The 25,631-nt window shown below is 63.9% G+C and carries 27 protein-coding genes and 1 riboswitch; of the genes, 16 read left to right on the top strand and 11 right to left on the bottom strand.

Going from position 1 to position 25,631, the window contains the following annotated elements:
- Nucleotides 1-10: 10 nt before the first annotated feature.
- The 7 genes from mgtE to FIU86_RS11630 all read left to right on the top strand — a co-directional run bounded on the left by mgtE (nt 11) and on the right by FIU86_RS11630 (nt 7,467).
- Nucleotides 11-1,444 (top strand): magnesium transporter, encoded by a 1,434-nt coding sequence (gene mgtE, locus FIU86_RS11660; protein WP_152475241.1) that lies wholly within the window; start codon nt 11-13, stop codon nt 1,442-1,444.
- Nucleotides 1,441-1,998, top strand: a complete 558-nt coding sequence (locus FIU86_RS11655) for a 5-formyltetrahydrofolate cyclo-ligase (protein ID WP_152475240.1) — start codon at nt 1,441-1,443, stop codon at nt 1,996-1,998. Before mgtE ends, FIU86_RS11655 begins: the two co-directional genes overlap by 4 nt.
- A gap of 282 nt (nt 1,999-2,280) precedes the next feature.
- Nucleotides 2,281-2,751: an OsmC family protein gene (locus FIU86_RS11650; protein WP_152475239.1), complete on the top strand. Its 471-nt coding sequence runs from the start codon at nt 2,281-2,283 to the stop codon at nt 2,749-2,751.
- A gap of 105 nt (nt 2,752-2,856) precedes the next feature.
- The gene (locus tag FIU86_RS11645; protein ID WP_152475238.1) at nt 2,857-3,669 is read left to right on the top strand and encodes a TIGR00282 family metallophosphoesterase; all 813 of its coding nucleotides are present in this window, start codon (nt 2,857-2,859) and stop codon (nt 3,667-3,669) included.
- Nucleotides 3,666-4,622: a DMT family transporter gene (locus FIU86_RS11640; RefSeq protein ID WP_152475237.1), complete on the top strand. Its 957-nt coding sequence runs from the start codon at nt 3,666-3,668 to the stop codon at nt 4,620-4,622. Before FIU86_RS11645 ends, FIU86_RS11640 begins: the two co-directional genes overlap by 4 nt.
- Complete coding sequence (locus FIU86_RS11635; RefSeq protein ID WP_152475236.1) at nt 4,622-6,400, top strand: SLC13 family permease; 1,779 nt, start codon at nt 4,622-4,624, stop codon at nt 6,398-6,400. Before FIU86_RS11640 ends, FIU86_RS11635 begins: the two co-directional genes overlap by 1 nt.
- Nucleotides 6,401-6,606: 206 nt before the next feature.
- Nucleotides 6,607-7,467, top strand: a complete 861-nt coding sequence (locus tag FIU86_RS11630) for a DUF2189 domain-containing protein (protein ID WP_152475235.1) — start codon at nt 6,607-6,609, stop codon at nt 7,465-7,467.
- A gap of 27 nt (nt 7,468-7,494) precedes the next feature.
- Here the strand turns inward: FIU86_RS11630 and FIU86_RS11625 are convergent, their stop codons facing one another.
- Together FIU86_RS11625 and FIU86_RS11620 are read right to left on the bottom strand one after the other, a co-directional pair.
- Nucleotides 7,495-8,112 (bottom strand): hypothetical protein, encoded by a 618-nt coding sequence (locus FIU86_RS11625; RefSeq protein WP_152475234.1) that lies wholly within the window; start codon nt 8,110-8,112, stop codon nt 7,495-7,497.
- Between the two features lie 118 nt (nt 8,113-8,230).
- Entirely contained in the window at nt 8,231-8,518 is a 288-nt protein-coding gene (locus tag FIU86_RS11620) for a hypothetical protein (RefSeq protein WP_152475233.1), read from the bottom strand.
- Between the two features lie 220 nt (nt 8,519-8,738).
- Between FIU86_RS11620 and FIU86_RS11615 the strand changes: the two genes are divergently transcribed.
- Nucleotides 8,739-9,224 (top strand): lytic transglycosylase domain-containing protein, encoded by a 486-nt coding sequence (locus FIU86_RS11615; protein ID WP_254703814.1) that lies wholly within the window; start codon nt 8,739-8,741, stop codon nt 9,222-9,224.
- A gap of 10 nt (nt 9,225-9,234) precedes the next feature.
- Here the strand turns inward: FIU86_RS11615 and FIU86_RS11610 are convergent, their stop codons facing one another.
- Together FIU86_RS11610 and FIU86_RS11605 are read right to left on the bottom strand one after the other, a co-directional pair.
- Nucleotides 9,235-11,007, bottom strand: coding sequence for an SLC13 family permease (locus FIU86_RS11610; RefSeq protein WP_152475232.1), 1,773 nt, complete (start codon nt 11,005-11,007; stop codon nt 9,235-9,237).
- Nucleotides 11,007-11,405 (bottom strand): VOC family protein, encoded by a 399-nt coding sequence (locus FIU86_RS11605; RefSeq protein WP_152475231.1) that lies wholly within the window; start codon nt 11,403-11,405, stop codon nt 11,007-11,009. Before FIU86_RS11605 ends, FIU86_RS11610 begins: the two co-directional genes overlap by 1 nt.
- 133 nt (nt 11,406-11,538) lie before the next feature.
- On the opposite strand from FIU86_RS11605, the gene FIU86_RS11600 reads away from it, so the two are divergent.
- Nucleotides 11,539-12,288 (top strand): YebC/PmpR family DNA-binding transcriptional regulator, encoded by a 750-nt coding sequence (locus FIU86_RS11600; protein WP_152475230.1) that lies wholly within the window; start codon nt 11,539-11,541, stop codon nt 12,286-12,288.
- A gap of 146 nt (nt 12,289-12,434) precedes the next feature.
- On the opposite strand, the gene FIU86_RS11595 is transcribed toward FIU86_RS11600, so the two are convergent.
- Nucleotides 12,435-12,941 carry a fasciclin domain-containing protein gene (locus FIU86_RS11595; RefSeq protein ID WP_152475229.1) on the bottom strand — a complete coding sequence of 169 codons (507 nt, stop codon included), beginning with the start codon at nt 12,939-12,941 and terminating at the stop codon, nt 12,435-12,437.
- A 247-nt stretch (nt 12,942-13,188) separates the two neighbouring features.
- A riboswitch (cobalamin riboswitch) is annotated at nt 13,189-13,378 on the top strand.
- 101 nt (nt 13,379-13,479) lie between these two features.
- Between FIU86_RS11595 and FIU86_RS11590 the strand changes: the two genes are divergently transcribed.
- From FIU86_RS11590 to FIU86_RS11580, 3 genes are all read left to right on the top strand, one after another.
- The gene (locus tag FIU86_RS11590; protein WP_254703813.1) at nt 13,480-13,752 is read left to right on the top strand and encodes a hypothetical protein; all 273 of its coding nucleotides are present in this window, start codon (nt 13,480-13,482) and stop codon (nt 13,750-13,752) included.
- Between the two features lie 511 nt (nt 13,753-14,263).
- Nucleotides 14,264-15,328 carry an Mrp/NBP35 family ATP-binding protein gene (locus tag FIU86_RS11585; RefSeq protein ID WP_152475228.1) on the top strand — a complete coding sequence of 355 codons (1,065 nt, stop codon included), beginning with the start codon at nt 14,264-14,266 and terminating at the stop codon, nt 15,326-15,328.
- A 231-nt stretch (nt 15,329-15,559) separates the two neighbouring features.
- On the top strand, nt 15,560-17,854 hold the full coding sequence (locus FIU86_RS11580) for a glycosyl hydrolase family 28-related protein (protein ID WP_152475227.1): 2,295 nt from the start codon (nt 15,560-15,562) through the stop codon (nt 17,852-17,854).
- A 25-nt stretch (nt 17,855-17,879) separates the two neighbouring features.
- Here the strand turns inward: FIU86_RS11580 and FIU86_RS11575 are convergent, their stop codons facing one another.
- The 3 genes from FIU86_RS11575 to FIU86_RS11565 are packed head-to-tail and all read right to left on the bottom strand — an operon-like array spanning nt 17,880 to nt 19,559.
- Entirely contained in the window at nt 17,880-18,542 is a 663-nt protein-coding gene (locus FIU86_RS11575; protein ID WP_152475226.1) for a hypothetical protein, read from the bottom strand.
- Between the two features lie 58 nt (nt 18,543-18,600).
- Nucleotides 18,601-19,128: a peptidoglycan-binding protein gene (locus FIU86_RS11570; RefSeq protein ID WP_152475225.1), complete on the bottom strand. Its 528-nt coding sequence runs from the start codon at nt 19,126-19,128 to the stop codon at nt 18,601-18,603.
- 35 nt (nt 19,129-19,163) lie between these two features.
- Nucleotides 19,164-19,559 (bottom strand): OB-fold nucleic acid binding domain-containing protein, encoded by a 396-nt coding sequence (locus tag FIU86_RS11565; RefSeq protein WP_152475224.1) that lies wholly within the window; start codon nt 19,557-19,559, stop codon nt 19,164-19,166.
- Nucleotides 19,560-19,687: 128 nt separating this feature from the next.
- Here FIU86_RS11565 and FIU86_RS11560 point away from each other — a divergent pair, with 128 nt between their 5' ends.
- Nucleotides 19,688-20,011: a 2Fe-2S iron-sulfur cluster-binding protein gene (locus FIU86_RS11560; RefSeq protein ID WP_057793755.1), complete on the top strand. Its 324-nt coding sequence runs from the start codon at nt 19,688-19,690 to the stop codon at nt 20,009-20,011.
- Nucleotides 20,012-20,128: 117 nt separating this feature from the next.
- Here the strand turns inward: FIU86_RS11560 and purD are convergent, their stop codons facing one another.
- Nucleotides 20,129-21,394, bottom strand: coding sequence for a phosphoribosylamine--glycine ligase (gene purD, locus FIU86_RS11555; protein ID WP_152475223.1), 1,266 nt, complete (start codon nt 21,392-21,394; stop codon nt 20,129-20,131).
- A gap of 112 nt (nt 21,395-21,506) precedes the next feature.
- Between purD and FIU86_RS11550 the strand changes: the two genes are divergently transcribed.
- The 3 genes from FIU86_RS11550 to xseA all read left to right on the top strand — a co-directional run bounded on the left by FIU86_RS11550 (nt 21,507) and on the right by xseA (nt 23,948).
- Nucleotides 21,507-21,734 carry a hypothetical protein gene (locus FIU86_RS11550; RefSeq protein ID WP_152475222.1) on the top strand — a complete coding sequence of 76 codons (228 nt, stop codon included), beginning with the start codon at nt 21,507-21,509 and terminating at the stop codon, nt 21,732-21,734.
- Between the two features lie 91 nt (nt 21,735-21,825).
- Nucleotides 21,826-22,386, top strand: coding sequence for a type 1 glutamine amidotransferase domain-containing protein (locus tag FIU86_RS11545; RefSeq protein WP_152475221.1), 561 nt, complete (start codon nt 21,826-21,828; stop codon nt 22,384-22,386).
- A 38-nt stretch (nt 22,387-22,424) separates the two neighbouring features.
- Nucleotides 22,425-23,948: an exodeoxyribonuclease VII large subunit gene (xseA, locus tag FIU86_RS11540; RefSeq protein ID WP_152475220.1), complete on the top strand. Its 1,524-nt coding sequence runs from the start codon at nt 22,425-22,427 to the stop codon at nt 23,946-23,948.
- Nucleotides 23,949-23,955: 7 nt separating this feature from the next.
- Here xseA and FIU86_RS11535 read toward each other — a convergent pair whose 3' ends face one another.
- Both FIU86_RS11535 and FIU86_RS11530 read right to left on the bottom strand, forming a co-directional pair.
- Nucleotides 23,956-24,351: a hypothetical protein gene (locus FIU86_RS11535; RefSeq protein ID WP_152475219.1), complete on the bottom strand. Its 396-nt coding sequence runs from the start codon at nt 24,349-24,351 to the stop codon at nt 23,956-23,958.
- A gap of 40 nt (nt 24,352-24,391) precedes the next feature.
- Nucleotides 24,392-25,456 carry an alkane 1-monooxygenase gene (locus FIU86_RS11530; protein WP_152475218.1) on the bottom strand — a complete coding sequence of 355 codons (1,065 nt, stop codon included), beginning with the start codon at nt 25,454-25,456 and terminating at the stop codon, nt 24,392-24,394.
- Between the last annotated feature and the right edge of the window lie 175 nt (nt 25,457-25,631).

The following is a 25,631-nucleotide window of genomic DNA, read 5'->3' as shown; positions in this document are numbered from 1 at the left end:
GGAGCGCGCGATGACCGAAAACCAGCAGGACAACGTGACCGAAGAGCGCGAACCCGCGCAGGTGCCCGAACCCGAGCGGGAGCCTGAGCGCGAGGACAGCGCCTATGTGCTGGATCAGAAATCCGTGGGCCGGATCATGTATGCCGTGGATATCGGGGACCAGTCCATGCTGTGGCAGGAGCTGGAACCGTTCCACCCTGCCGACATCGCCGACCTTCTGGAGCAGATCAATTCCTTCGATCGCCGCCGGCTGATCGAGCTTTACGGGCACGAGTTTGACGGCGACGTTCTGACGGAACTGGACGAGACGATCCGCGAGGAGGTGATCTCGATCCTGTCGCCGGAGGTTCTGACCAACGCGGTGCGCGACCTTGAGTCGGACGATGTGGTCGACCTGGTCGAGGACATGGAAGAAAGCCGGGCCGCCGAGATCCTGGGGGTTCTGGAGGACAGCGACCGGACGCTGGTGCAGCAGTCGCTGAGTTACCCTGAATATTCCGCCGGGCGCCTGATGCAGCGCGAGGTGGTGATGGCGCCCGAGCACTGGAATGTGGGCGAGGCGATCGATTACCTGCGCGACCAGGATGATCTGCCGGACCAGTTCTATCATATCGTGCTGGTGGACCCGCGGCTGAAGCCTGTGGGCAACGTGACCTTGGGCAAGCTGATGGCGTCGCGCCGGGAGGTGATGCTGAGCTCATTGGTTGAGGACACGTTTCATGTCATTCCCGCCGAGCAGTACGAGGGCGACGTGGCCTATGCGTTCAACCAGTATCACCTGATTTCCGCCCCGGTGGTGGACGAGGACGAGCGGCTGGTGGGGGTGATCACCATCGACGACGCCATGGCGGTGCTGGACGAGGAACACGAGGAGGACATCCTGCGCCTTGCCGGTGTGAGCGAGGAAGGTTCGTTGAGCGACCGGGTGATCAGCACCACCAAGCGGCGGTTTCCGTGGCTGGCGGTGAACCTTGTGACGGCGATCATGGCGTCCCTTGTGATCGCGCAGTTCGAGGCGGCGATTGCGCAGATCGTGGCGCTGGCGGTCTTGATGCCGATCGTGGCGTCGATGGGTGGCAATGCCGGAACGCAGAGCCTGACCGTTGCGGTGCGGGCGATTGCGACGAAGGACCTTACAGGCTCGAACGTGTGGCGGTTCATCCGGCGCGAGGTGCTGGTGGGGCTGGTCAATGGCCTGATCTTTGCCGTGGTAATGGGGATCGTGGGCGTGTTGTGGTTCGGCGGGCCAGAACTTGGCTACGTCATCGGTGCGGCGATGGTTATCAACCTGGTGATGGCCGGGCTGGCGGGCACGGTCATTCCTGTGGTGCTTGACCGCGTTGGCGTGGACCCGGCGCTGGCCTCGGGGGCGTTCGTGACCACGGTGACGGACGTGGTGGGCTTTTTCGCCTTTCTGGGCCTGGCCGCGGTGGTGCTGCTGTGAGCGATCTGGCGGAGGTGAAGGCGACGGCGCGCAAGGCGGCGTTCGCGCGGCGCAAGGCGGCGTTTGACGCGGCAGAGGGCGCGGGGGCGGGCCTTTTGTCCGGCGTGCTGGCCGGATATCGCGGCGTGCCTCTGGCGGGGTATATGCCCATCCGCACCGAGATCGACCCGCTGCCGGCCATGGCCGAGGCGGCTGCGCATGGGACGGTTGGCGTGCCGGTAATTGAAGGTGAAGGCTTGCCTTTGAAGTTCTCGCGCTGGGAGCCGAATGGGGCGATGCGCGACGGGCCATTCGGGGCGCGGGTGCCGGAGGTGGATGACTTCTTCGAGCCGGAGATCCTGATCGTGCCTTTGGTGGCGTTCGACCGGAATGGCGGCCGGCTGGGCTATGGAGGAGGCTTTTACGACCGGACGCTGGAGCTGTTGAGGGGCAAGCGCGCGACGCTGGCCATCGGGTTTGCGTTCGCGGCGCAGGAGGCCGAGGGGCTGCCGCTGGAGCCCACAGACCAGCCGCTGGACATGGTGGTGACGGAGAAAGAAGTGATCGGGTTTTGAGGGGGGCCGCCGGCCTGCAGTGTTGAGCCGCGGGATTGCCAGACCGCGGGGTGGCGATCCGAGGGGTGTTCAGGGCACTTTATGGTTGCCGTGTCCGCATGACTTCTGATCGGAGTGCTTGCGTCAGCCAATCGCCAGTCCGGGGGGCGGCCCCCCTTTCGGCGATTGCAGGCAATCGCCTTTCGGTCATCGGGCGATCGCGCGGCGGCCTGCGGCCTTGATTCCGCGCGTGCTGCGTAGTTGGTATTGAATCAATTCGACCAGAACTTTGGAGAAGGTAACATGGACACCCACGACTACACCGCCAAGGTGGTCTGGACCGGCAACCGGGGCGATGGCACGCGGACTTACAAGGGCTATGACCGGACCTGGAACATCGAGACGCCGGGCAAGTCGGTGGTGTCCTGCTCGAACGATCCAATGCTGGGCGGCGACCCGGCCCGGCACAATCCCGAGGACCTGCTGCTGGCGACGGTGAGTGCGTGCCACATGCTGTGGTACCTGCATTTCGCCAGCGACGCGGGGATCGCGGTGCAGGGATACGTTGACGATCCGCTGGGAGAGGCGGAAGTGGAGCCCTCGGGCAAGGGACGGTTCACGCGAGCCGTGCTGCGTCCGGTGATCACGGTGCCTGAGGGGACGGACATGGAGGCGGCGGATAAGATCCATGGACGCATTCACGACGTCTGTTTCGTGGCGCGGTCGGTGGCGTTTCCGATTGTCTTTGAGGCGCGCTACGAGGTTGCTGACTGAGGCAGGGCTGCGCGAGGAGGTAAGAGGTCCCGGGTCAAGCCCGAGACGGCGGGTGGGCATCGCTGGCCCTTGCCCTTTGCAAGCGGTGTCTCTACCAGTTTCGCCATGAGGATTTTGTACCTTGGAGACGTGATGGGCCGGGCCGGGCGGCAGGCCGTCGCGGAGCGTTTGCCGGGCCTGCGCGAGGCGTGGAGACTGGATTTCGTCGTGGTCAACGGCGAGAACGCTACGGGCGGCATGGGGCTGAGCGGCGCACATGCCAAGGCGCTCTTGGAGGCAGGGGCGGATTGCCTGACACTGGGCGATCACGCGTTCGACCAGAAGGACATGCTGCAATATATCGAGGGCGAGCCGCGGATCGTCCGGCCCCTGAATTTCGCCAAGGGCGCGCCGGGGCGTGGTGCGGCTGTTTTTTCCGATGCGCGGGGGCGCAAGGTGCTGGTGGCGCAGGTGCTGGGGCAAGTCTTCATGAAGAGGGCCTTCGACGACCCGTTCAGCGCCGTGGACACGGTGATGCGGGCGCATGTGCCGGGGGGCGCGGTGCAGGCGAGCCTGATCGACATCCACTGCGAGGCGACCAGCGAGAAGATGGGCATGGGACATTACTGCGACGGGCGTGCGAGCATCGTCGTGGGCAGCCACACCCATGTGCCCACCGCCGATGCGCAGATCCTGCCGGGCGGCACGGCGTTCCAGTCGGATGCGGGCATGTGCGGCGATTACCTGAGCGTGATCGGCATGGACAAGACCGAGCCGATGCGGCGCTTCGTGACCGGGATGGGCAAGGAGCGGTTCACGCCGGCCATGGGCGAGGTGACGCTGTGCGGGCTGTATGTCGAGACCGATGACGCTACGGGCAAGGCAACGAAGGTGGAGATGGTCCGCGACGGCGGGCGGCTGGCGGCCAGCGGTCCATGAGGCGAATCCTTGGGCTTTATACCGCTCTGGTTGCCATGGGGCTGGGGTGGGGCCTGTCGATTCCGCTGAGCAAGATCGCGGTGAGTACGGGGCACCAGCCGTTCGGCTTGATCTTCTGGCAGTTGATCATCGTGGTTTTATGCCTGGGCGCGGTCACGCTGTTGCGGGGGCGTAAGGTCGTCTTCGCGCGACCCTACCTGCGATTGTTCCTGATGGTGGCGCTGTGCGGGGCGGTGTTGCCGGATATCTTCTTTTACACCGCGGCGGCCCAGCTTTCGGGCGGGGTGATGTCGATCGTGATTGCCTCGGTCGCCATGTTCTCGCTGCCGATCGCGGTGGTTATGGGCAACGAGCGCTTCGAGTGGCAGCGGCTTTGGGGCGTGATCCTGGGGCTGGGGGGTATCGTCCTGTTGGTGGGGCCGGAGGCGAGCCTGCCCACGGGAACCTCGGCGCTGTTCGTTCTGGTGGCGCTGTGCGCGCCGGCGCTGTACGCGACCGAAGGCAACTTGGTGGCGAAATGGGGCACGCAGGGCCTGGACCCGATGCAGGTGATAATCGGCGCATCAATGATCGGGGCGGTCGTGGCGCTGCCCGTCGCGGTGGGCACCGGGCAGTGGATCAACCCGCTGGAGGGTGTGGGCGTGCCGGAGCTGGCGCTGGTGGCGGCGGCGGCGCTGCACGCGTTGGTCTATGCCTCCTACGTGTGGATGGTGGGCCATGCCGGGTCGGTCTTTTCGGCGCAGACGTCGTACATGGTGACGGCGGCGGGTGTGCTGTGGTCGATGACGCTGTTGGGGGAGAGCTATTCGATCTGGGTCTGGCTGGCGCTGGGGGTGATGATGCTGGGGATGTTCCTGGTGCAACCCCGGGCCGCACGGGTTCTTGTGCCGGGGCGCGTGATAGATGAGAATGCCGAAACTGGCATGACATCGGACCGGGACGGGCAGAACTGATGCAATTCATTGAGCTTTCGCAGGGTGCCCAGCCGCTGGTCGCCTTGGGCGTGGTCGCGGTGATGTTCGTGCTGTTTATTCGCGAGACCTATCCCACAGAGGTGGTGGCGCTGAGCGGGGCCGCGGTGCTGCTGGCGCTGGGGGTACTGCCTTATGACGCGGGTCTCGAGGTGCTGTCGAACCCCGCGCCCTGGACCATCGCCGGGATGTTCGTGGTGATGGGGGCGCTGGTGCGCACGGGCGCTCTGGATGCGTTTACGACGGTGGCGGACCGGCAGGCCAAGGTGAACCCCAAGCTGGCGATCGGGATGTTGATGGCCTTTGTCGTGTTCGGTTCGGCTTTCATGAACAACACGCCCGTGGTTGTGGTGATGATCCCGATCTTTGTGCAACTGGCGCGGACGCTGGGGGTGACAGCCTCGAAAATGCTGATCCCACTGAGCTATGCCGCCATTCTGGGCGGGACGCTGACGCTGATCGGGACTTCGACGAACCTGCTGGTCGACGGGGTGGCGCGGTCTCAGGGGATGGAGCCGTTCGGAATTTTCGAGGTGACGCCGCTGGCGCTGTGCCTTGTGGCGTGGGGAGCGGTGTACCTTTATTTCATCGCGCCGCGCCTGTTGCCGGAGCGCGAGAGCATGGCGGACATGCTGTCGGACCGCTCGAAGATGAAGTTCTTTACCGAGGCGGTAATCCCGCCGGACAGCAACCTTATAGGTCGGGAAGTGACCGGCGTGCAGCTGTTCAAGCGCGAAGGCGTGCGGCTGGTGGACGTGGTGCGGGGCGATATCTCTTTGCGGCGCAATCTGCAGGGGGTGGAGTTGCAGGTGGGCGACAGGGTGGTTCTGCGCACGCAGATGACCGAGCTCTTGAGCCTGCAGCGCAACAAGGAGCTGAAGCGCGTCGACCAGGTGTCACAGGTGGAGACGACAACGGTGGAGGTGTTGATCACGCCGGGGTGCAAGATGGTGGCGCGCAGCCTGGGATCGCTGCGGCTAAGGCGTCGGTTCGGGGTCTATCCGCTGGCGGTGCACCGGCGTAACCAGAATATCGGGCGGCAGCTGGATGACCTGATCGTGCGGGTGGGCGACACGCTGCTGCTGGAAGGTGCGCCGGAGGACATCAAGCGGCTGGCGGGCGAAATGGATCTGGTCGACGTCAGCCATCCATCGGCCAAGGCGTTCCGGCGCGGGCACGCGCCGGTGGCGCTGGCGGCGCTGGCGGGAATCGTGATCCTGGCCGCATTGGGCGTGGCCCCGATCCTGGCGCTGACGGTGATCGCGCTGGCGGTGGTGCTGTTGTCGCGCTGCATCGACGCGGAGGAGGCGTTTTCTTTTGTGGAAGGGCGGCTGTTGGCACTGATCTTTTCGATGCTGGCCATCGGCGCGGCGCTGGATGCGTCGGGGGCGGTGCAGCTGATCGTAAATGCGGTGGCGCCAGGGCTGTCCGGGCTGCCGCCGTTCCTGATCGTCTGGGCGATCTACCTTCTGACGTCGGTTTTGACGGAACTGGTGAGCAACAACGCGGTGGCGGTGGTGGTGACGCCCATTGCCATCGGGCTGGCGGATGCGATGGGAATCGACGCGCGGGCGCTTGTGGTGGCGGTAATGGTCGCGGCCTCGGCCAGTTTCGCCACGCCCATCGGATATCAGACCAACACGCTGGTCTATGGGCCCGGAGGCTACAAGTTTACCGACTTCCTGAAGGTGGGCGTGCCGCTGAACCTGAGCGTGGGGTTGTTGGCTAGTGCGCTGATCCCGTTCATCTGGCCGCTTTAAGGCGGGCGTCGGATATCGAGTATTTTGGGAACAGTGAAACAACGGGGGCGCCGCGCCTGACGGGCGCTGTCTCCAAATCGTGATCACCTGCACGCCTTGGTTGTGGTAGGGTGACTAGATAGGCGGGTGCTCCGCCAAATGACGAAGACCCGCCCAAACCCAATCCGACCGGGAATGCCCGGCCGAACGGAGGGAGGGAGTGTCTCATGGTCAAAACAATCGGAAACCCGCTGTCTTGGTTCTTTCAGGGCGTGTCCGGCGCGAGCCGGTCGGTGGGCGATGCCACCGTCGCGCTGAGCGGTGGGACGGAAGCCACGCCCGAGGCGAGGTCGCTTTCCAGCCGGGATCTGAGCGACGCTTTGCGCAAGGGCTATGCCGATTTCTCGCGCTTTCGCAGTGATGTGATGTTCCTGGTGATGATCTATCCGGCGATCGGGCTGTGCCTGTCGTTCTTCGCCTTTCACCAAGCGATGCTGCCGATGCTGTTCCCGCTGGCGGCGGGCTTCCTGCTGTTGGGGCCGATCGTGGCGATCGGCCTTTACGAGATGAGCCGACAGGCGGAAAAGCGCGATGACGTGGGCTGGAGTGCCGCGCTGTCGGTGATCCGGGCCGAGAATATCGGGCCGGTGCTGGTGATGGCGCTGTATCTGCTGGCGGTGTTTATCGTCTGGATGCTGGCCGCCATGAAGATCTATGACTGGACGCTGGGGCCGGAGCCGCCGCAGAGCGTGTCGCGTTTCGCGATGGATGTTCTGACGACCGGGCCGGGCTGGACGATGATCGTTGTAGGCATGACGGTTGGCGCGGTCTTTGCGGTGATGGTTCTCGCGGTCAGCCTGACGACCTTTCCGATGCTGATCGACCGCCGGGTCGGGCTGGCCGTGGCGGTGGCGACCTCTTTGCGGGTGATGCAGAAGAATCCCGTTACGGTGGCCCGGTGGGGGGGCATCGTGGCTGTCCTGATGCTGATCGGGACGGTGCCGCTATTCCTCGGGCTGATCGTCGTGCTGCCGGTGCTGGGCCATGCGACCTGGCATCTCTATCGGGCCGCCGTGGGGTGGGCGTGAGGAGGCCGTGGCCGGTGACCGCTTGGGTCAGGTCGGTCCGGGAGTTGCGCCGGGAATGATGCGGCCTGACGAGGGGTCTTTGCAGTAGACGGTGATCGAGTCGCGGCATTTCGGCGCCGGTGACGTGTCTGAGGGTCGTGCCGCAGACGTTTGGCCCTTGGCGGGCGCCTCTGCCGTAGGCGTGGCAGCCGGGACCGGGGCAGGGGCTGCGCCGCGACCGGACAGCGGGACTTCGGCTTGAGTAAAGACGACCTCGCCTTTACGACCGCCGCCGGTGGATTCGATCATCACCGTGCCGCGTGCAGTGCGCTCGAAACTGACGAAGCCCCATTTGCGATCAAAGCCGCCCCGGCAGGTGAGCGTGAAGGCTCGGAGCGTGTCCTGCGCGGCCTCGCTGTACGTGGCAAGGCGCTTGCCCTCGCAGATGCGCGCAATGACGGTTTTCACCTGCGACGTCGAATAGCCTGCGGGGTTGTATTGGCCAGTCATGACGCCCGTGTCCTTGTCGACGCGGCCCGAGAAGTAGTTGGGGTTCTTCAACGGGATGCTGCCGGAACTGCCGCACGCCGAGACGAGCGCGGCAAGGCAGAGGGCGACGGCGGTGCTGGCTGGTGCAGGGAACACCGAGGCTGGCATTTTATTCATTATATCGGGCTCTTGTCCGGGAAAGTCTCGTGGCAGATATCATTCCGGACGGTGGTGTCAATCGCCGCAGGATACGGTCCGGGGGCAGGCCTTGTGTCTGGCCCCCGGAATGCCGGGCCTAGCTGCCGCCGTCGGTGCCTTCGGGCAGCGCGGTGGCCAGGCGCGTGACGGCGTTAAGCTTTGTCATGCCGTCTTCGCCTGCGGTGTCATATTCGAAAAGAACGCGGTCGCCGCGACCTAAGTCCTCGGGCAGGCTGATCTCGGTGGGCACTTCCCAGACTGTCTTGTCGGTGAGAACGATGATGCCGTCGATGCGGTCGAAGGCGAGCACGTGGCCCTCGGTGTCGTCGGCGAAGGCGGGAAGGGCCGCGATGGCGGCAGCGATTGCAGCGGTGATGATGCGCATGGGGTTGATCCAGGGGGAGGAAAGCACTCTTGGCGCGACCCCGCGCCTTGCAGCCGCCGGGCGGAGCCTCGCACCCGGATGGCGGTGAAATGGGATGGGCCGCGTGGTTTGCAAGTGGGCGGCGCAAATATAAATGGCGGATTCTCGCGCGTCAGATATCTGGAAGCTTGCCAGAGACCGGGGCTTGGGAAAAAAGACCGAAAAACCGGGGGATTTTCTGATGCGGCGTTTGATGACCTTTACGTTGGTGTGCGCGATTGCGGGATGCAGCGCGAAAGAGGCGCCGGAGCCGCCGGCGGCGCACAACCCGCCGCTTTATCCCAACGAGACGCCGCAGATCCGGGCGCTGATCAACCAGTATGCCGACACTTACGAAGTGCCGCGGTCGCTGGTGCACCGGGTGGTGCAGCGCGAGAGTGATTACCGCCCCAAGGCGCGCAATGGCCCCTACTGGGGGATGATGCAGATCCTGCCCGCCACGGCGCGCGGCATGGGATTTCAGGGGCAGGCGAGTGACCTGCTAAACCCGGAGACCAACCTGAAATACGCGGTGAAATACCTGCGCGGCGCGTGGCTGGTGTCGGAAGGTAGCGAGCCTGACGCGGTGATGTGGTACGCGCGGGGCTATTACTATGCGGCGCGGGACAAGTGCCTGCTGGTCGAGACCGGCCTGCGCGAGCGCGAGATCGCGCGGCATTGCCGCTGAAGCCGGGCGTCTAAAGCGGCCAGAAAACCAGGATGGCCGGCACGGAAACGGCGACCACGATGATCTCCAAGGGCAGGCCCATGCGCCAGTAATCCCCGAAGGCATAGCCGCCGGGGCCGAGGATCAGCGTGTTGTTCTTGTGGCCGATGGGCGTGAGATAGGCGGAGGACGCGGCCACCGCGACGGCCATCAGGAACGGGTCGGGCGAGACGTCGAGCGTGTTTGCCATCTGAATGCCAACGGGGGCCGCGACGATGGTGGTGGCGGTGTTGTTGAGCACGTCCGAGAGCGTCATCGTGACGACCATCAGCACAGTCAGGATCGCCCAGGCGGGAAAGCCTGCCGTCAGGTCGACGAGGCCGCCCGCGAGCAGCGCGGTGCCGCCGGCCTCTTCGAACGCGGCGCCGAGGGGGATCATCGAGCCAAGCAGGACCACCACGGGCCATTCGATATGGGTGTAGAGCTCCGACGGCGGGACGATGCGGGTCAGCACGTAGGCCATGACCACCAGCCCGAGCGCGATAGGAAGATAGAGCAGGCCGAAACTGGCCGCGGCGACGGCGGCGCCAAAGATGCCGATGGCGGCCCATGTCTTGCGGTCCTGGGTCACTTTCAGCCCGCGTTCGGCCAGCGGCAGGCAGCCCAGCCACTCGGTCACGTCCGAGCCGGTTTCGTGCGGGACCAGCAGGAGCAGGATATCACCCGGCTGGATCGTGGTCTTGCGAACCTGTTCGCGGATCTGGCGGCCACGGCGGGAGATACCCATCAGCACGGAGCGCTGGCGCCAGTTGAGACCCACGGACTGGGCCGTGCGGCCGGCGATGCGAGCGTCGCGGGGGACCACGACCTCGATCATGTCGAGCCCGTCGCCGGCGGCGCGGACCTTGTCCTCGCGCTTGGAGTCAGAGAAGGCGAGAGACAGCGCGGATCGAAACTCATCCAGCGCGTCGGGCGTGGCCTCGATCACCAGCGCGTCGCCGGCTTGCAGGATGGTGTTGCGGGCTCGGCCATAGCGGCGCTTGCCGTCGCGCATCACGCCGAGAAGGGCGACGTCGTTGCTGTCGGCATCCTCCTGCAACTCTGCGAGGCGCTTGCCGATATGGGCGCTGTCCTCGGGGATGGTCAGCTCGGCCAGGTAATCGGCCAGTTCGGCAGCGTGAAGGCCGCTGTCTTCGCGGGCCGGGATGAGGCGCCAGCCGATGAGGGCGACGAAGACAAGACCGGCAAGCGCTGTGACGGCGCCGACGGGGGCAAAGTCGAACATGGAGTAAGGTTGCCCCAAGGCGTCCTCGCGGATGCCAGCGATGATGATGTTGGGGGGCGTTCCGATCAGTGTGACCATGCCGCCGAGAATGGTGGCGAAGGAAAGCGGCATGAGGCTGAGGCCCGGAGAGCGCTTGGCCTTGCGGGCGGTTTGGACATCGACGGGCATAAGCAGGGCCAGTGCCGCGACGTTGTTCATGAAGGCCGAGAGAACGCCGCCGATGCCGCCCATGATGGTGATATGCGCCCCGAGGCTGCGTGAGCTGTCGACCAGCGTGCGGGTGATGAGGAAAACCGCACCGGAGCGCACCAGACCGGCGGAGACAACGAGCACGAGGGCCACGATGATGGTTGCCGGGTGACCGAAGCCGGCAAAGGCCTGATCGGTGGGCACGACACCCAGCACCACGCCCAGCATCAGCGCGCCGAACGCGACGATATCGTAGCGGTAGCGGCCCCAGAGCAGCAGGGCGAAAACGCCCCCGAAGAGCGCGAAGAGGATGATCTGGTCCTGGGTCATCAGTTTCGGCGTTGCCCGGGAATGTCCGTCGCGCGCATGATGCGGGAGCCGAAGAGCAGCAGGCAATTGTCGGGATCCTTGACGTGAAATTCGCGCTGGCCGTAGTCCTGATTGAAGGGCGGGCGGACCCGGGCCTCGGGCATGTCGTCGAGGACCGGCCGCAGTTCGTCGTAGAATGCGTCGATATCGTCCACGTCCAGATAGATCATCTGTTCGCCGATCTCGGCCTCGGGGCTTACTTGCAGCACGCGCAGAGCGTGGCCGTGCCCGGTGCAGTAGGCGTAGCCCAGATCTGGCTGCACGAGGCCGGGCGCAAAGCCGAGACTTTCGAAGAACTCGCAAGAGGCCGCGAGGTCGCGCGTGAAGACGAAGGGCGTGATGTCGACGATACCGGGCATTGGCCTCTCCTTTTTGCTGGGGCCAGCGTAAACGCAACGTGCCCACGCGCAACATGCGATTGCCGGGATTGCACAGGGGCCTACGGGTGATTTATAGAAGCGAGAACTTCTCGCATGTCATTGGAGGCACGTCATGGCCGGCCACTCGAAATGGGCCAATATTCAGCACCGCAAGGGCCGTCAGGATGCCCAGCGGGCCAAGCTGTTCTCGAAGCTGTCCAAGGAGATCACCATCGCCGCCAAGATGGGCGACCCGGATCCAGACAAGAACCCGCGCCTGCGTTTGGCCGTCAAACAGGCCAAGTCGCAGTCGATGCCGAACGACAATATCGATCGGGCGATCAAGAAATCGGTCGCGGGTGATGGTGAGGATTACGAGGAAATCCGCTATGAGGGCTATGGCCCCAACGGCGTGGCGGTGATTGTCGAGGCGATGACCGACAACCGCAACCGTACAGCCAGCACGGTCCGCTCGACCTTTACCAAGCACGGCGGGAATCTGGGCGAGACGGGGTCTGTCGGGTTCATGTTCGAACGCAAGGGGCAGGTCACCTACCCGGCGGATGTGGGCGACGCCGACACGGTGATGATGGCCGCGATCGAGGCCGGCGCCGAGGATGTGGAATCGGGCGAGGACGGGCACGTGATCTGGTGTGCGGATACCGACCTGAACGACGTCAGCACCGTGCTGGAGGCGGAGCTGGGCGAGAGTGACGAGACCAAGCTGGTCTGGCGACCCACGACCACGACTGAGTTGGATTTGGAAGCGATGCAGAAGCTGATGAGGTTGATCGACGCGCTGGAGGATGACGATGACGTGCAGAACGTCACGACGAATTTCGAGGCCAGCGATGAAGTGATGGAGCAGCTGGCGGCGGAGTGAAGCCACGTGCTTGGCCGATTGATGCGGCGTCCCCTAGGGGGCGCCGTTTTTTGCTTTGCTGCGGTTTAGCAATGCGCGATTTAGCGACATACTCTACCTTGATACCGCGGTAACGCTGTACCTTAATACCGCGGTAACGCTGTACCTTAAGGCATCAGCACCTTATCGATCACGTGGATCACGCCGTTGGACGCAATGATATCGGCCTGCGTCACGTTTGCATCGTTGACCCGCACGGCGGCGCCGTATTTGCGCGTGCGGCCGTCGACGGTCACATTGCTGCCTTGCACCGTGCCGACGCTGAGGCGCTCGCCGATCACCTGATCCGAAGTGATGGCCCCCGGTACGACGTGATAGGTCAGGATCGAGGCCAGCTGGTCCTTGTTCTCGGGCAGGAGCAGCGTGTCGACCGTGCCGGCGGGCAGGGCCGCGAAGGCGGCGTCGGAGGGCGCGAAAACGGTGAAGGGGCCGGGGCCCTTGAGTGTATCAACGAGGTCGGCGGCTTGCAGGGCGGCGACCAGCGTGGTGAAGCGCCCATCGTTCGACGCGATGTCGACGATATCGGGCGTGCCCTGGTCCTGCGCACAGCCTGCAAGCAGGCCGGTGGTCAGAAGCAGCGCCGGAGCGCCGGTGAGAAGGAAGCGTCTTTGCATTATAAATTCTCCGTCGTTTCATTCCCGGGGCAGTTGGTACAAGGGCCGGGTGTCTAATAACTCGTGAAAACACTCTGTTTTACGCATCAGACGTGGATCGGTTCACTTTTTTGTCAAAGCTCGCCCATAGACCGGCGGCGCAGTTTCACAGGCACCCCGAGCGGGTCGAGGTGCTGGCCGGATGCAGGTGTCGGCGGCAGGCGGTTCATGGTCGCAATCGCGGGTTGCGTCAGAGGCCGGTTGGCGGCAAGATGAAGGTCCCGAAGGTGCCACGAAAGTCGTGGAGAATTGGGAAGCCGGTGCAAGTCCGGCGCTGCCCCCGCAACGGTAAGGATGGGGGATACCGCAGATGGCCACTGGGGCGTCATGCCCCGGGAAGGCGCGCGTATCCGCACCCCCGCCAAGCCCGGAAACCAGCCCTTGGGGTGAACGTCGAATCGCGGGGGGCGGTGCGGGCGGTGGACCGAAAAGCGGTTCTCGCGCGGCCTTCCTTCGCCCCAGTCCGGCCCGGGGTGTGGCCAGAGGAAGAGCAGAAGATATGAACCTGACACCGATCATGGATGGACTGGAGCGCAGCGGCGCCACCGGCGCAGAGGCTAAGGCCGTGGCACGGCTTGGGTTTCTGGAATGGGTCTTCGCCTATCCGGGGACCGTCACCGCGCACGCGGTGCGTGAGGCGCTGGCCGAGCCAGTGATGCAGAACCCGGGAAGTGCAGCGGCGCGTGCCTTCGTCGATTTCCTGGAAGAGGCGCGGTACGCTGTCCCGATGGCACGCGGCCGGCGCGGGCGGGCGTCCCGGCTTGTGCACTGAGCCCATGGAACTTGGCCCCCTCGTCACATGCGGCGGGACACATCCGGTTCGGGTGTCTGGAAGATGAATGAATGGTGTCACGGAAAAGAAAAAACGGCGACGCCAGGGAGGAGGAGAGGCGCCGCCGTTCTTTACGTCGGGTCCCAGGGAGGAGGAAGGGACCGTTCGTTACAGTTGGACCCGTTCTGAGCCCAGGTCTTGCCGGGACCGCACAAGGGAGGAGAGGCGGTATCCCGAACAGGTGCCAAACGGGAGGAGAAGCACCTGATTGTTTTAGCGAGCGTTTGGCGCGGTGGCCGTTTCGTTCGCTGTTGAGTTAAAGATAGCGATATGCTGCGCGTGCACAATGGGTTTTGCTGCAACGCAGCTATGCAGGAAACGCATAGAAGAATAGTTTATATTTTGCGTGTGATATCATCGATTTGCCGGTTTTTTGTGCGGCGTTGAAACGGGGGTTGTACCCGCTTTCAGAAATGCCACTTTCGACGCCACAGATGCATGGAGACAGGGCATGACGGAAATACTCGACAAAGTGCGCCAGGAACTGGAACGGCTGGAATTACCGGACGGTGGTACCGTGATTTCACGCGACATGGTGCGTGCGATGCGACTCGAAGGCAGCGAAGTGCGATTCGTGTTGGAGGCGCCCAGTGCCGAGATGGCACGTCACATGGAGCCCCTGAGAGCCGCCACCGAGCGCGCGGCGCTGTCGGTCGAGGGAGTGACCTCGGCGCAGGTGGCGCTGACCGCGCAGGCACCCGAGACCCCGGCCCCGTCGTTGAAGGTGGGGCGGCATCCGGAGGGCGGAAACGCGTCGATCCGGCCGGGCGGGGTGAAGTCGATCCTGGCGGTGGCGTCCGGGAAGGGCGGCGTGGGCAAGTCGACCGTGGCGTCGAACCTGGCGGTGGCATTGGCCCAGGCGGGACGGCGCGCGGGCTTGCTAGACGGTGACATCCACGGGCCGAGCCTGCCGCGGATGATGGGCGTGACCGGGCGGGCGAGCAGCCCGGACGGCAAGATCCTGACGCCGCTGGAGGCACATGGCGTCAAGATGATGTCCATCGGCCTGATGATCGAAGAGGACCGCGCCGTTGTCTGGCGGGGGCCGATGCTGATGGGGGCTTTGCAGCAGATGATAAGCCAGGTGGACTGGGGCGAGTTGGACGTGCTGCTGGTCGACCTGCCGCCGGGGACGGGGGACGTGCAACTGACCCTGTGCCAGCGGGCGGCACCCACGGGCGCGCTGGTTGTCTCGACGCCGCAGGATGTGGCGCTTTTGGATGCGCGCAAGGCGATTGACATGTTCAACACGCTGAAGACGCCGGTGCTGGGGCTGATCGAGAACATGTCGATGTTCCATTGCCCGCAATGCGGATACGAGGCGGCGATTTTCGGCCATGGCGGCGTGGCGCAGGAGGCCGAGAGGTTGGAACTGCCGCTGTTGGGAGCGTTGCCGATCGACCTCGACACACGGCTGGGCGGCGATGCCGGGCGGCCCGTGGCGCTGGAGGACGGTGCGGTGTCGGAGGCCTATGCGCGGTTGGCGGACCGGTTGGTGCAGGGCGGGATGGCGTAGGCGCTATTCGACCCTAAAGGAAGCCAAGACGGTGGGTTTTCAGCCACCCTACGCGCTGTTCATATCGCTATTGGCATAGCCGGCAAAGCTCGGGCACCGTCACGGTGTCCTGAGGTACCTTTAACACCCCGTTGATATTTCCCGAATCCCGGGTGCGCACCGGTTCGCGCCCATGGCTGGCAATCACGTGACGGCAGGGGACCGATGCCCCTGGCGCGGAAAGGGAAATTCATGAACAAGGCAATTACCGATGGCATCACCTTTATGCCGCCGGCCTATGCGAACGGGCTGGATGTCTGGTCGAGCGGGAACGGCACGCCCGGGTCCGACACATATGATGGGGCGGCCAACGCCGCCTTCGTGCCCGCCGATCAGGATTTCGGCGGGGCGCTGGAGTTACAGAAAACCCAAAGCGTTCAGAAACTGCGGTACATGGGCGAGACGCCGATCCTGCCGGGCTGCTACCTGCAGATCACCGCGCGGGTGAAGGCAATTGCCGGGAACTTGCCCAACGTACGCATTGCGGCCTGGGCCGGCGGTGCGGGCGGCGCCCATGTCAACGGTCTGGTCGAGACCGGCCCGAGCGTGGCGCTGACGAATTATGGTGAGGTGGTCGAGGTCACGGCTATTGTCGGTAGCGGCGACCGCGGTGGAGTTGACATGGTCTGGGGCACAGAGCCCCTGTACGGTCATTTCGGCATCGACCTGACGGGCCCCAACGGTGGCGTGGTGCGGATCGACGACATCCGGATCGAGGATGTGACCAGTATCTTCCTGCGCGATTTGGTCGGGCTGGTGGACGTACGGGATTACGGCGCGAAAGGCGATGGCAGCACCAATGACCTGCCCGCCTTCGAGGCCGCTGATGCGGCGGCGAGCGGACGGACTGTTCTGGTGCCTGCCGGGACCTATTTTCTCGGCGACAGCCTGACCGTACAAAGCAAGGTCGAGTTCGAGGGCGAGGTCACCATGCCCGTCGACAAGATTTTCGAGCTGGTTAACGATTTCGACTTTTCCAAGTACGTGGACGCCTTCGGTGGCGATACAGAGATGGCGTTCAAAAAGGCCTACCAGGCGCTGCTGAACAACCCGGGTCATGTCGAGCTGGACATAAAAGGCCGCAAGGTGGCCCTGCGCGCGCCGGTGGATATGCAGGCGGCGGTGCCAAACCGGACGGTCTACAAGACGCGGCACGTGATCAAGAACGCGCAGTTCTCGGTCTTTCCGGGACCGAACTGGGACACCGACACCATCACCTCTCAGGCAACCTACAACGCCAACGACAACAAACGCCTGACCAACGTGGCGAACGTGGCCAATATTCAGGTCGGATCGCTGGTCACGGGCAACGGGGTGGGCCGGGAGGTCTATGTTCGTTCCAAAAACATCGGCGCCCAGACCGTGACCTTGAGCCAGCCGCTCTACGATGCGGAAGGCACGCAGAACTACACGTTCAAACGGTTCAAGTACATGTGGGATTTCAGTGGCTTCTCGCAGATCTCGAAATTCGCGGTGTCGAATGTCGAGTTCCAGTGCGGCGGCGATTGCAGTGCCGTGCTGCTGCCGCCCGCGGGCTCGGCCATTCATTTCCGCGACTGTTTCTTCACTCAGCCGCTTGACCGGGGCATCACCAGCCACGGCGAGGGTGACCAGGGCATGATGATCGATCGGTGCCAGTTCTTGTCGCGGGAAAGTCCGCTTCTGGTGCCGAACCGGACGACGATCGGGGTCAACTGCAACGGCAACGACATCAAGATCCGCAATTGCCGGTGCAATTTCTTCAAGCATTTCGCGATTTTGGCGGGGTCGTCCAGCATCATCATAGGCAACCATTGTTTCCAAGGCGACAGCGCCGATCCGGGCCCGCGCAGCGCGATCTTCGTGCTGACGCGAACCAACAATCGCGGCTCTATCACGGGTAATTACATCTGTGACGGGTCGATCGAGTGGACGAACGAGTACGACGAGGCGCCTGATTTCTCGAGCGAATTTTCGTTCAGCGCTTTGTCCATAACCAGCAACGTTTTCCTCAGCCAGAGCACTGCGCCCTCTTTCAACTTCCTGTCCGTAAAACCCTATGGGCCGGGGCATTTCATCACCGGGCTGACGGTGACGGGCAACACGGTGCGCCTGATCGACGGGCCGATCGACCGCTTCGAGGGTATCGACACCAGCTTTGCGACCATGAACTTCGAGCGGTTCCGTAACATCCGCTTCGAGGACAACGCCTATTTCAACGTCAATATCCAGGTGGAAAATCCGTTGGTCGTGCAACACACCGAAGCCAGCGCTCAGAAGACCTGGGTCGTGTCGCCCCATCCCAAGCTGCCGTTCGAGGCCTGGGCGCAGACGGTCGAGTCGATCGTGGCCGAGGGAGCGATCCGCGAAGCCGATGGGACGGCCTATTTCGGGGTGCCTTACTATGACGGAAAGGAAGGCCCGAACAAGGACAGGGTCAACTTGCGCTGGGAAAAGGCGGTCCGCGGGACGGTCACGATGCGCATCAGGATCGACGATCTGATCTGATGCACGGGAGGTGTCGCGCAACGCCTTAGAACTGGTGCCAGAGGCCGAGTTTCAGTTTGAAATCATCTGCCTCTGCCACGCCGGCAACCAAGCCGACCTCGATATGACGGCCGGGTGCAATGCGGCGCACATAAGATGGCGCCAGCTTGGCGTAGGGATCGCTTTGCGTCGGGATGCCCGTTTGTAGTTGCAGGATGATCTTGGCCTCGGGGCTGGGGCTTAGGCCGAAGGTGATGTCGGTCTCCAGCACGCCATCGAAACTGCCAATGATTACCGCCCGGCTGTCGACGCTGACCCATCCGGGTATATCCCCCAGTTCCAGCCCGCGGCCGACGCTGATGCCCGGGCGCAATGCGAAGTCTTCGCGCGTCATGCCGAGGCCGAACTCGGCACTGACGCGCAGTTTGCGGTCCGCGGCACCGACGGGCCAGCGCAAGAACGCAATGGCTTTGGATATGTCGTCTTCGTGACCGCCCGCATCCAGGCCGACGGTCAGGCGCTTCGTCAGACCGTGTTCGGCATAAAGCGAGCCGTAGAACCCGCTGCCATCTGAGATGCCGTTCTCGAGGTCGGTCTCGATGGAATAGCTCAAGAAGGTTTCCCCCTCGACCCGCATCCAGGGACCGGCCAGGGCCGGCGCGACACTGGCGATAAGAAAAAGGGGAATGATAACGCGCTTGAGCCGCATTGCACCTCACGCGTTCAGATTGGTTAAATTTGGTAAACTGTTGGTTAACGAAAGCCGATTATCCCGGGGTGTCCGGCGTGTCGCGGGCGACCGCAATCAATCCAAGCTGACGCGCCCCGGCAATGGACAGGATATCGGAATCAAATCCCTGCGGCTTTTGAAAGCGACGGATGGCGGCGCGGGTGCCCCGATCCAGCTGACCGTTGATCGGCCCGCGATAGAGCCCGCGGGCCTTGAGCGCGCGCTGCACCGAGGTGTTGAATTCCGGCGTCAGTTCAGCGCGGCAGGGGACTTGGAATCGTGTGACGCGCCGTTCCTGTACGATCTTCTGCGCGGTCTCGGTCCGGTAGCTGGCGGGACGCGTGACGGTGCCGTCATCGGCCACCTCGGCGGGGCTGACGAGGATCTGCTCGGTTACGGTTTCCACCACGGCGGGCGAGGTATCTTGTGCCCAGCAGGTGCCGGGGGCCGCACCGGGTGGGGGGGTGTCCAGCCGTTGCACCGCCTTGGTATCCGCGCCGGACATGTCTCCACAGGCGGCTAGCGCCAGAAGGGCGCAGGGGGCTATCACGGTCGGTCGGATCATCTGCTCGTGCCTTTTTCGGCGTGTTTTGCAGCATCTTACGCGGTTTGATCCGCTTGGGGAAGTGTGCTGTCGCCCGCGTCCTCCAACAGGCGATCCAGCAAGTGCGAGATATCTTCGACATCCTCGGCGATGACGTGCACGACGCCTGATTGCCGCTGGATACGGCCGGTGACGCGCAGGAGCCGCCCGGCGATGACAGCGCGGCGGTATTTCTCGTAAAGAGCGCGCCAGACCACGATGTTGACCACGCCGGTCTCGTCCTCGAGCGTGATGAAGATCACGCCCTTGGCCGTGCCGGGGCGCTGGCGCAGGATGACGAGGCCCGCGACGGTGACGCGCGCCCCGTCCGGCGGGTCGCCTATGCGCGCGGCCACCAGCGCGGAAGGCGGGCGTGGCCAGTCATGGGCCGTGCTCTCGGAGAAAACCTTCATAAGAACATAGCTAGAACATCGCGAATTTTGCGCAACTCTTTTCCGCGTGATGTCGCAAATGGGACTGGCATCGGCTACGTGGCACGTCTAGGAACCCTTGAAAGACGAAGCGACGGGAGCCCGAATACATGGCGAAGATCACCTACATCGAACATAACGGCACCAAGCACGAGGTTGAGGTCGCCAACGGCCTGACCGTGATGGAAGGCGCGCGCGACAACAACATCCCCGGCATCGAGGCCGATTGCGGCGGCGCATGCGCCTGTTCGACCTGCCATGTCTATGTGGATCCGGCCTGGGTCGAGAAGCTACCGGCGAAAGACGACATGGAAGAGGACATGCTGGACTTCGCGTTCGAGCCCGATCCCGAGCGCTCGCGCCTGACATGTCAGTTGAAGGTCAGCGATGCGCTGGACGGCCTTGTCGTGCAAATGCCCGAGAAACAGATCTGACCCGCATTTTCCTCTGGCCATAAATATCCCGGGGCTGCGGGGGCTGGCCCCCGCTTGAACCTGCGTACGGGGGCTGGCCCCCGCATCTGTCGGATCGCGCGCAGCGCGGTCCGAAACTCAATCCAGCGCCCGCCACCCGATATCGCGCCGACAGAGCCCGTCGGGCCAGTCGAGTCGATCAATCATGCCATAGGCGCGGTCCGCCGCCTCGCGCAGAGTATCGCCGCGAGCCGTGACGTTCAGCACCCGGCCGCCCGTGGCGGTGATCTTTCCGTCCTTTTCGCCGGTGCCCGCGTGGAACACCATGTGAAAGCTGTCCTCAGGACAGTCGTCCAACCCGTTAATAATGCTGCCTTTCTCGTAGGTGCCGGGGTAGCCCTTTGCGGCCATCACCACCGTCAGGGCATGATCGTCGGCCCAACTGGCCTCGATCTGGTGCAGTCGCTCCTCGGCGGCGGCCTGCATCAGGTCCAGCGCCTGGGCGCCCAAGCGCAGCATCAGGACCTGGCATTCGGGGTCGCCGAAACGCACGTTGTATTCCACCAGTCGCGGCTGGCCATCCTTGATCATCAGCCCTGCATAGAGCACGCCCTGGTAGGGCATCTCGCGCTCGGCCATGACGCGTAGGGTGGGGCGGATGATCTGGTCCAGCGCCTTTTCCGCCACCTCATCGGTCAGGACGGGGGCGGGGGAATAGGCGCCCATGCCGCCGGTGTTGGGGCCGGTGTCGCCTTCGCCCACGCGCTTGTGGTCCTGGGCGGTGCCCATGGGAAGGGCCGTCTGGCCATCGCAGAGCACGAAAAACGACGCCTCTTCGCCGTCCATGAACTCCTCGATCACCACCTCGGCGCCGGCGCTGCCGAAGCTGCCGCCGAACATGTCGTCTATGGCGGCGTGCGCCTCGTCCACGGTCTGGGCGATGATCACGCCCTTGCCGGCGGCCAGGCCATCGGCCTTGACGACGATGGGCGCGCCTTGGCGGGTCACGTAATCCTTGGCAGCATCGGCATCGGTGAAGTGGCCGTAGGCGGCGGTGGGTGCGTTCGCGGCGTCGCAGATGTCCTTGGTGAAGCTTTTGGAGGCCTCGAGCTGGGCCGCCGCTTTCGATGGGCCAAAGACGAGAAAGCCCGCGTCTCGCAGCCTGTCGCCGACGCCGGCGGCCAGCGGCGCTTCGGGGCCGATGATGATGAAGTCAATGGCGTTGGCCTCGCAGAAATTCACCACCGCGGCGCCGTTCTCGATGTCGAGCGACGCGCATTCGGCGATCTGCGCAATCCCGGCATTGCCCGGCGCCACGATCAGCTTGTCGCATTTGGGGTTCTGCATCACCGCCCAGGCCAGAGCATGTTCGCGCCCGCCGCCGCCGAGAATGAGGATATTCATTTGTTACAAAACTCCGGTTTTGTCGGCTCTCTAATCGGTCGGCTTCGGGGTGGCAAGGACCACGACGGATACGCGCCGCATTCGGAAAACGGTGACAGAAAGGGAAACCAACATGATTGATCAGACGTATCTGGTGACCAAGATGCCCGAGTCCGAGGGGATGCATTTCGTCCATGCGGACACGTGCCAAGTGCTGCCGGACATAGAGATGGAGACGCTGGGCACGTATGATGGCTGCGCACAGGCGATGGAAAAGGCCGCACAAAGCTACGATCCGCTGAATGCCTGCGCATTGTGCTGCCCCGATTGCTTTATCAAGAGCGACGAGACGGAGGCCTGAGCGGGTAAGCGTGACCGCCTGTCGCGGGAACGGATCCGGGGGCGTGGCGTTGGAGAAATGTAACGTAATCGAGTAATGCAGGAGTAATGAAATGACCAAACTGTCGAACCGAAAAGTCGCGATACTGGCCACCGACGGCTACGAACAATCGGAACTTGAAAAGCCGCGCGATGCGTTGCTGAGCGAAGGTGCCGAGGTCCACATCGTATCTCTGAAGGCTGGCCAGATCCGCGGCTGGGATGAGAACGACTGGGGCCGGTCGGTCGATGTTGACAAGACCATCGACGTTGTCAGCCCAGGCGATTACGATGCGTTGGTTCTTCCCGGCGGCCAGATCAACCCGGACATCCTGCGCACCGACCAGAAAGCCGTGAAATTCATCAAGTCGATCTTCGAGGCCAAGAAACCCATCGCCGCTATCTGTCACGCGCCGTGGCTGCTGGCCGAGGCGGGTATCGCCAAGGGGCTGCACCTTACGTCTTACCATTCGATTCGCACTGACATGGAAAATGCCGGTGCAAGATGGGAAGACAGCCCGGTGGTGGTGGACCAAGGCGTGGTCACCAGCCGCAATCCGGATGATCTGCCGAATTTCTGCGGCAAGGTAATCGAGGAAATTTGCGAAGGCCGTCACGAAAGCCGTGCTGCCTGACCTTTCCAACCGGGGCGGGATGCGTCAAAGATAGGGTCATGTCCGACCTCATCGATTATCGCGCCCCGGGCGAAAATGCTCCCGAATTTTCGGTCTCCGATCTGTCGGGGGTGATCAAGCGCATGATCGAGGGAGAGTTCTCCCACGTGCGCGTCAAGGGCGAGGTTGGCCGCGTGAGCCGGCCTCGCTCTGGTCATGTCTACATGGACCTGAAAGACGATCGCTCGGTTCTGGCCGGAGTGATCTGGAAAGGCGTGGCCGGACGTCTGGCTGTGCAACCCGAAGAGGGCATGGAGGTTGTCGCAACCGGTCGGCTGACAACGTTCCCGGGGCAATCGCGGTACCAGATCGTCATCGAGGACCTCAAGCCCGCCGGCATTGGCGCGCTCATGGCGATGCTGGAGGCGCGGCGCAAGGCGTTGGCGGGCGAGGGGTTGTTTGCGCCCGAGCGCAAGAAGCAATTGCCCTACCTGCCGGAGGTGATCGGGGTTGTGACCTCACCCTCCGGCGCCGTTATCCGCGATATTCTGCATCGTCTGCGCGACAGATTCCCCCGCAAGGTGCTGATCTGGCCCGTGGCTGTTCAGGGCGAAAATTGTGCGCAGGAAGTGACGAATGCCATCCAGGGTTTCAACGCGCTGACGCCCGGAGGGGTCTTGCCGCGTCCGGATCTTCTGATCGTCGCGCGTGGCGGCGGCAGTATCGAGGATTTGTGGGGGTTCAACGAGGAATCGGTCGTGCGGGCTGCCGCGGCATCGGAGATTCCTCTGATTTCGGCCGTGGGGCATGAGACGGACACCACGTTGATCGACTTTGCCTCGGACAAGCGGGCGCCGACGCCCACGGCGGCCGCGGAACTGGCGGTTCCGGTGCGGCTGGACCTGCTGGCCTGGCTTGATGGTCAGGAAGGGAGGTTGTTGCAAGCCCTGCAGGGACAAGTGACGGCGCGGCGGCAAAGACTGCGCGACCTGAGCCGGGCCTTGCCCCGGGGCGAGGCCTTGCTGGACGGGCCGCGCCAGAGGCTGGACGGGATGGGGGACAAGCTGCCCGGTGCTCTGCGGGCGTCGATCCAGGTGCGGCAGGTCGCGCTGTCGCAGAAGGCAGGTGCGTTGCGGCCCGGGATGCTGCGGGAAAGGGTGCGAAACCGCCGTGAAGGGTTCGTTTCGCTTGCCGCGCGGATGAATACGCGGACCTTACAGCGCGATATCAGCCAGAGACGGGCGGACTTCGAACGCGTCGCCAAGCGGCTCTCCGATGTCAGCCGGCAGCAGGTGCGGGATTGGCGCGACCGGCTGGCCGCGCAGGAGCGTCTGCGCGAGACGCTGGGCTACAAGGCGACGCTGAGCCGCGGCTATGCCGTGGTTCGGGGCGATGCGGAGGTGGTGACGACGAAAGCCGCGGCACAGGCAGCGGCAACGCTGGAGATCGAGTTCAGCGATGGCATGCTCGCCGTCGGGGGAAGTTCAAGTGCCGAAGCACCGCAAACGGTGGAGCAGACATCGAAGGCGAGACCGAACCCGAAGCCTAAGAAACCGCCGCCCGAACAGGGCAGCCTGTTTTGACACCGACTCAGACGCCGACTTCGGGGCCGAGGCAATGCAGTGGCTCGCCCGTCTGTTCCATCTCGTAAAGCTGGGTTTGGGCAGGGTCGTTCTGGAATTGCGCCACAAGGCCGCCACCCGAGCGCTGGAAACTCCAGCATTGCGGCTCGGGGTTGTTTTCATAGACGAAACAGATCAGGCCATCGTCCTCGTACCACTCGCCTTCCTGACAGCGGCCGTCGAGGAAAGACCAGCGCACGCGACGGTTCTCGAGATATTCCTCGCCGCCGTATGGGGCGCCTTGTGCACCGTAATAGAAGGTTTTCCCGCGCGTGTAAGCGTCGAACTCCGCCGCCGTCATGTGGTCTTGCGCGGCGGCGGCGCAGGGGGTGAAAAGCAAGGAAAGGACAAGCAACAGGCGCATGGTTCGATCCTGACAGATGTGTGCCGGTGGTGCCACCGCGTTATTCGCCGGCCATTGCCCCAGATGCGCGCCGCTCGGCACGATCGCGCCACATGGCACAACGTCGGTCCATCATCCGGCGCCAGAGCGTTGGAAATAGCGCGACCGTAGCCATGAATGGCAAGGGCATCGGCAACATCGGCATGGTTTCGGGATCAAGTTGCAGCGCCGGGTAACCGCGCGCCGGGGTGACATGATGGTCGGAATGGCGCGGCGCATTGAGCATGAGCGCTGAAGAGAACCAGTGCGGCGCGTTCCAGGAGTGCTGCGGTCCCACCGGCTCCAATCGGCCGTCGGGCAGGGCGGCGCGGCGCAGGCCGTAATGCTGCACATAGTCCGACAGCAGAATCTGCATCTGCGCGTAGAGCGACAGCGCCAGCACCGCCAAAAGCGCATCGGGGCCGCCGAAAACGAGCGCTGCGATGCTCAGCGCCGCCGCCCCGCCGAGATAGAGCGCGTATGGGTGGGTCCACACCGGTTTGCGGCCCGCGCGCAAGCGGTTCTCGGCCGCGAGACCGGCGCGAAACGATCCGGCGCTGGCCCGCAGGGCGTAGCGGTAGAATCCTTCACCGGGTCTTGCACTGTTGGGGTCCGCATCGCTGCCCACGTGGACATGGTGCACGCGTAGATGAGCGCTTGCGTGATGGCCGACCAGCAGGGACGTGTAGATCAGGCGGCCCAGAACGCGTTTCGCGCGTTTCGGGCGGTGGATCAGTTCATGTGCGACGGGATGCGACACCTGACCGAAGAAAAGCCCGGTCGCGAAGCCGGTGAGAAACCGCTCCAGGCCGCCAAGGCCGGAGGGACCGGCGATGGCCCATAGCGCCGCGCCATAAAGCGCGAAATGCGACACGCCCAATACCGTCAGAAGGTTGTCTGCTGCGGGGAACTCGGCGTCGGGGTCGGTATTGGCCGCCTCTGCCGCGATAAGGCGGTCCAGCAGGAAGGTGAGCACGGTAAGATAGCCAAGGGCGATCCACGCCCAGGCACCGCCCCACGCCGCACTTAGCCCGATCAGCAGGACAGACAGGCATGTCGCGATGGTGAAAAGGCGTAAATCTTTCATGGGCCTGTCGGATGCAACTTCAAGGGAACTCTTAACATGGGGACGATTACGATTCACTCAATCTTCGACTTGGTTTGGGCGAGATAATCGCGCGCCAGCGTGGTGAGGGAGCGAGCGCCATGCATCAGGGTGAGGGCGTTGGCTCGTGTTCTTTCATTGGTTTATTTCGGGCCGT

The organism is Roseovarius sp. THAF9, from assembly GCF_009363715.1.
Taxonomy (GTDB): domain Bacteria; phylum Pseudomonadota; class Alphaproteobacteria; order Rhodobacterales; family Rhodobacteraceae; genus Roseovarius.
The sequence above is the reverse complement of the archived record's forward strand: the minus strand, read 5'-3'. Positions and strand labels throughout refer to the sequence as shown.

Coding starts and splice junctions, on each gene's coding strand:
- mgtE (WP_152475241.1), top strand. CDS start 11: ATGACCGAAAACCAGCAGGACAACGTGACCGAAGAGCGCGAACCCGCG.
- FIU86_RS11560 (WP_057793755.1), top strand. CDS start 19,688: ATGGCGAAGATCACCTACATCGAACATAACGGCACCAAGCACGAGGTT.
- FIU86_RS11575 (WP_152475226.1), bottom strand. CDS start 18,542: ATGCGGCTCAAGCGCGTTATCATTCCCCTTTTTCTTATCGCCAGTGTC.
- FIU86_RS11630 (WP_152475235.1), top strand. CDS start 6,607: ATGGTCAAAACAATCGGAAACCCGCTGTCTTGGTTCTTTCAGGGCGTG.
- FIU86_RS11590 (WP_254703813.1), top strand. CDS start 13,480: ATGAACCTGACACCGATCATGGATGGACTGGAGCGCAGCGGCGCCACC.
- FIU86_RS11550 (WP_152475222.1), top strand. CDS start 21,507: ATGATTGATCAGACGTATCTGGTGACCAAGATGCCCGAGTCCGAGGGG.
- FIU86_RS11645 (WP_152475238.1), top strand. CDS start 2,857: ATGAGGATTTTGTACCTTGGAGACGTGATGGGCCGGGCCGGGCGGCAG.
- FIU86_RS11565 (WP_152475224.1), bottom strand. CDS start 19,559: ATGAAGGTTTTCTCCGAGAGCACGGCCCATGACTGGCCACGCCCGCCT.
- FIU86_RS11595 (WP_152475229.1), bottom strand. CDS start 12,941: ATGCAAAGACGCTTCCTTCTCACCGGCGCTCCGGCGCTGCTTCTGACC.
- FIU86_RS11585 (WP_152475228.1), top strand. CDS start 14,264: ATGACGGAAATACTCGACAAAGTGCGCCAGGAACTGGAACGGCTGGAA.
- FIU86_RS11530 (WP_152475218.1), bottom strand. CDS start 25,456: ATGAAAGATTTACGCCTTTTCACCATCGCGACATGCCTGTCTGTCCTG.
- FIU86_RS11610 (WP_152475232.1), bottom strand. CDS start 11,007: ATGACCCAGGACCAGATCATCCTCTTCGCGCTCTTCGGGGGCGTTTTC.
- FIU86_RS11615 (WP_254703814.1), top strand. CDS start 8,739: ATGCGGCGTTTGATGACCTTTACGTTGGTGTGCGCGATTGCGGGATGC.
- FIU86_RS11650 (WP_152475239.1), top strand. CDS start 2,281: ATGGACACCCACGACTACACCGCCAAGGTGGTCTGGACCGGCAACCGG.
- purD (WP_152475223.1), bottom strand. CDS start 21,394: ATGAATATCCTCATTCTCGGCGGCGGCGGGCGCGAACATGCTCTGGCC.
- FIU86_RS11625 (WP_152475234.1), bottom strand. CDS start 8,112: ATGAATAAAATGCCAGCCTCGGTGTTCCCTGCACCAGCCAGCACCGCC.
- FIU86_RS11570 (WP_152475225.1), bottom strand. CDS start 19,128: ATGATCCGACCGACCGTGATAGCCCCCTGCGCCCTTCTGGCGCTAGCC.
- FIU86_RS11545 (WP_152475221.1), top strand. CDS start 21,826: ATGACCAAACTGTCGAACCGAAAAGTCGCGATACTGGCCACCGACGGC.
- FIU86_RS11605 (WP_152475231.1), bottom strand. CDS start 11,405: ATGCCCGGTATCGTCGACATCACGCCCTTCGTCTTCACGCGCGACCTC.
- FIU86_RS11535 (WP_152475219.1), bottom strand. CDS start 24,351: ATGCGCCTGTTGCTTGTCCTTTCCTTGCTTTTCACCCCCTGCGCCGCC.
- FIU86_RS11635 (WP_152475236.1), top strand. CDS start 4,622: ATGCAATTCATTGAGCTTTCGCAGGGTGCCCAGCCGCTGGTCGCCTTG.
- FIU86_RS11580 (WP_152475227.1), top strand. CDS start 15,560: ATGAACAAGGCAATTACCGATGGCATCACCTTTATGCCGCCGGCCTAT.
- FIU86_RS11600 (WP_152475230.1), top strand. CDS start 11,539: ATGGCCGGCCACTCGAAATGGGCCAATATTCAGCACCGCAAGGGCCGT.
- xseA (WP_152475220.1), top strand. CDS start 22,425: ATGTCCGACCTCATCGATTATCGCGCCCCGGGCGAAAATGCTCCCGAA.
- FIU86_RS11640 (WP_152475237.1), top strand. CDS start 3,666: ATGAGGCGAATCCTTGGGCTTTATACCGCTCTGGTTGCCATGGGGCTG.
- FIU86_RS11620 (WP_152475233.1), bottom strand. CDS start 8,518: ATGCGCATCATCACCGCTGCAATCGCTGCCGCCATCGCGGCCCTTCCC.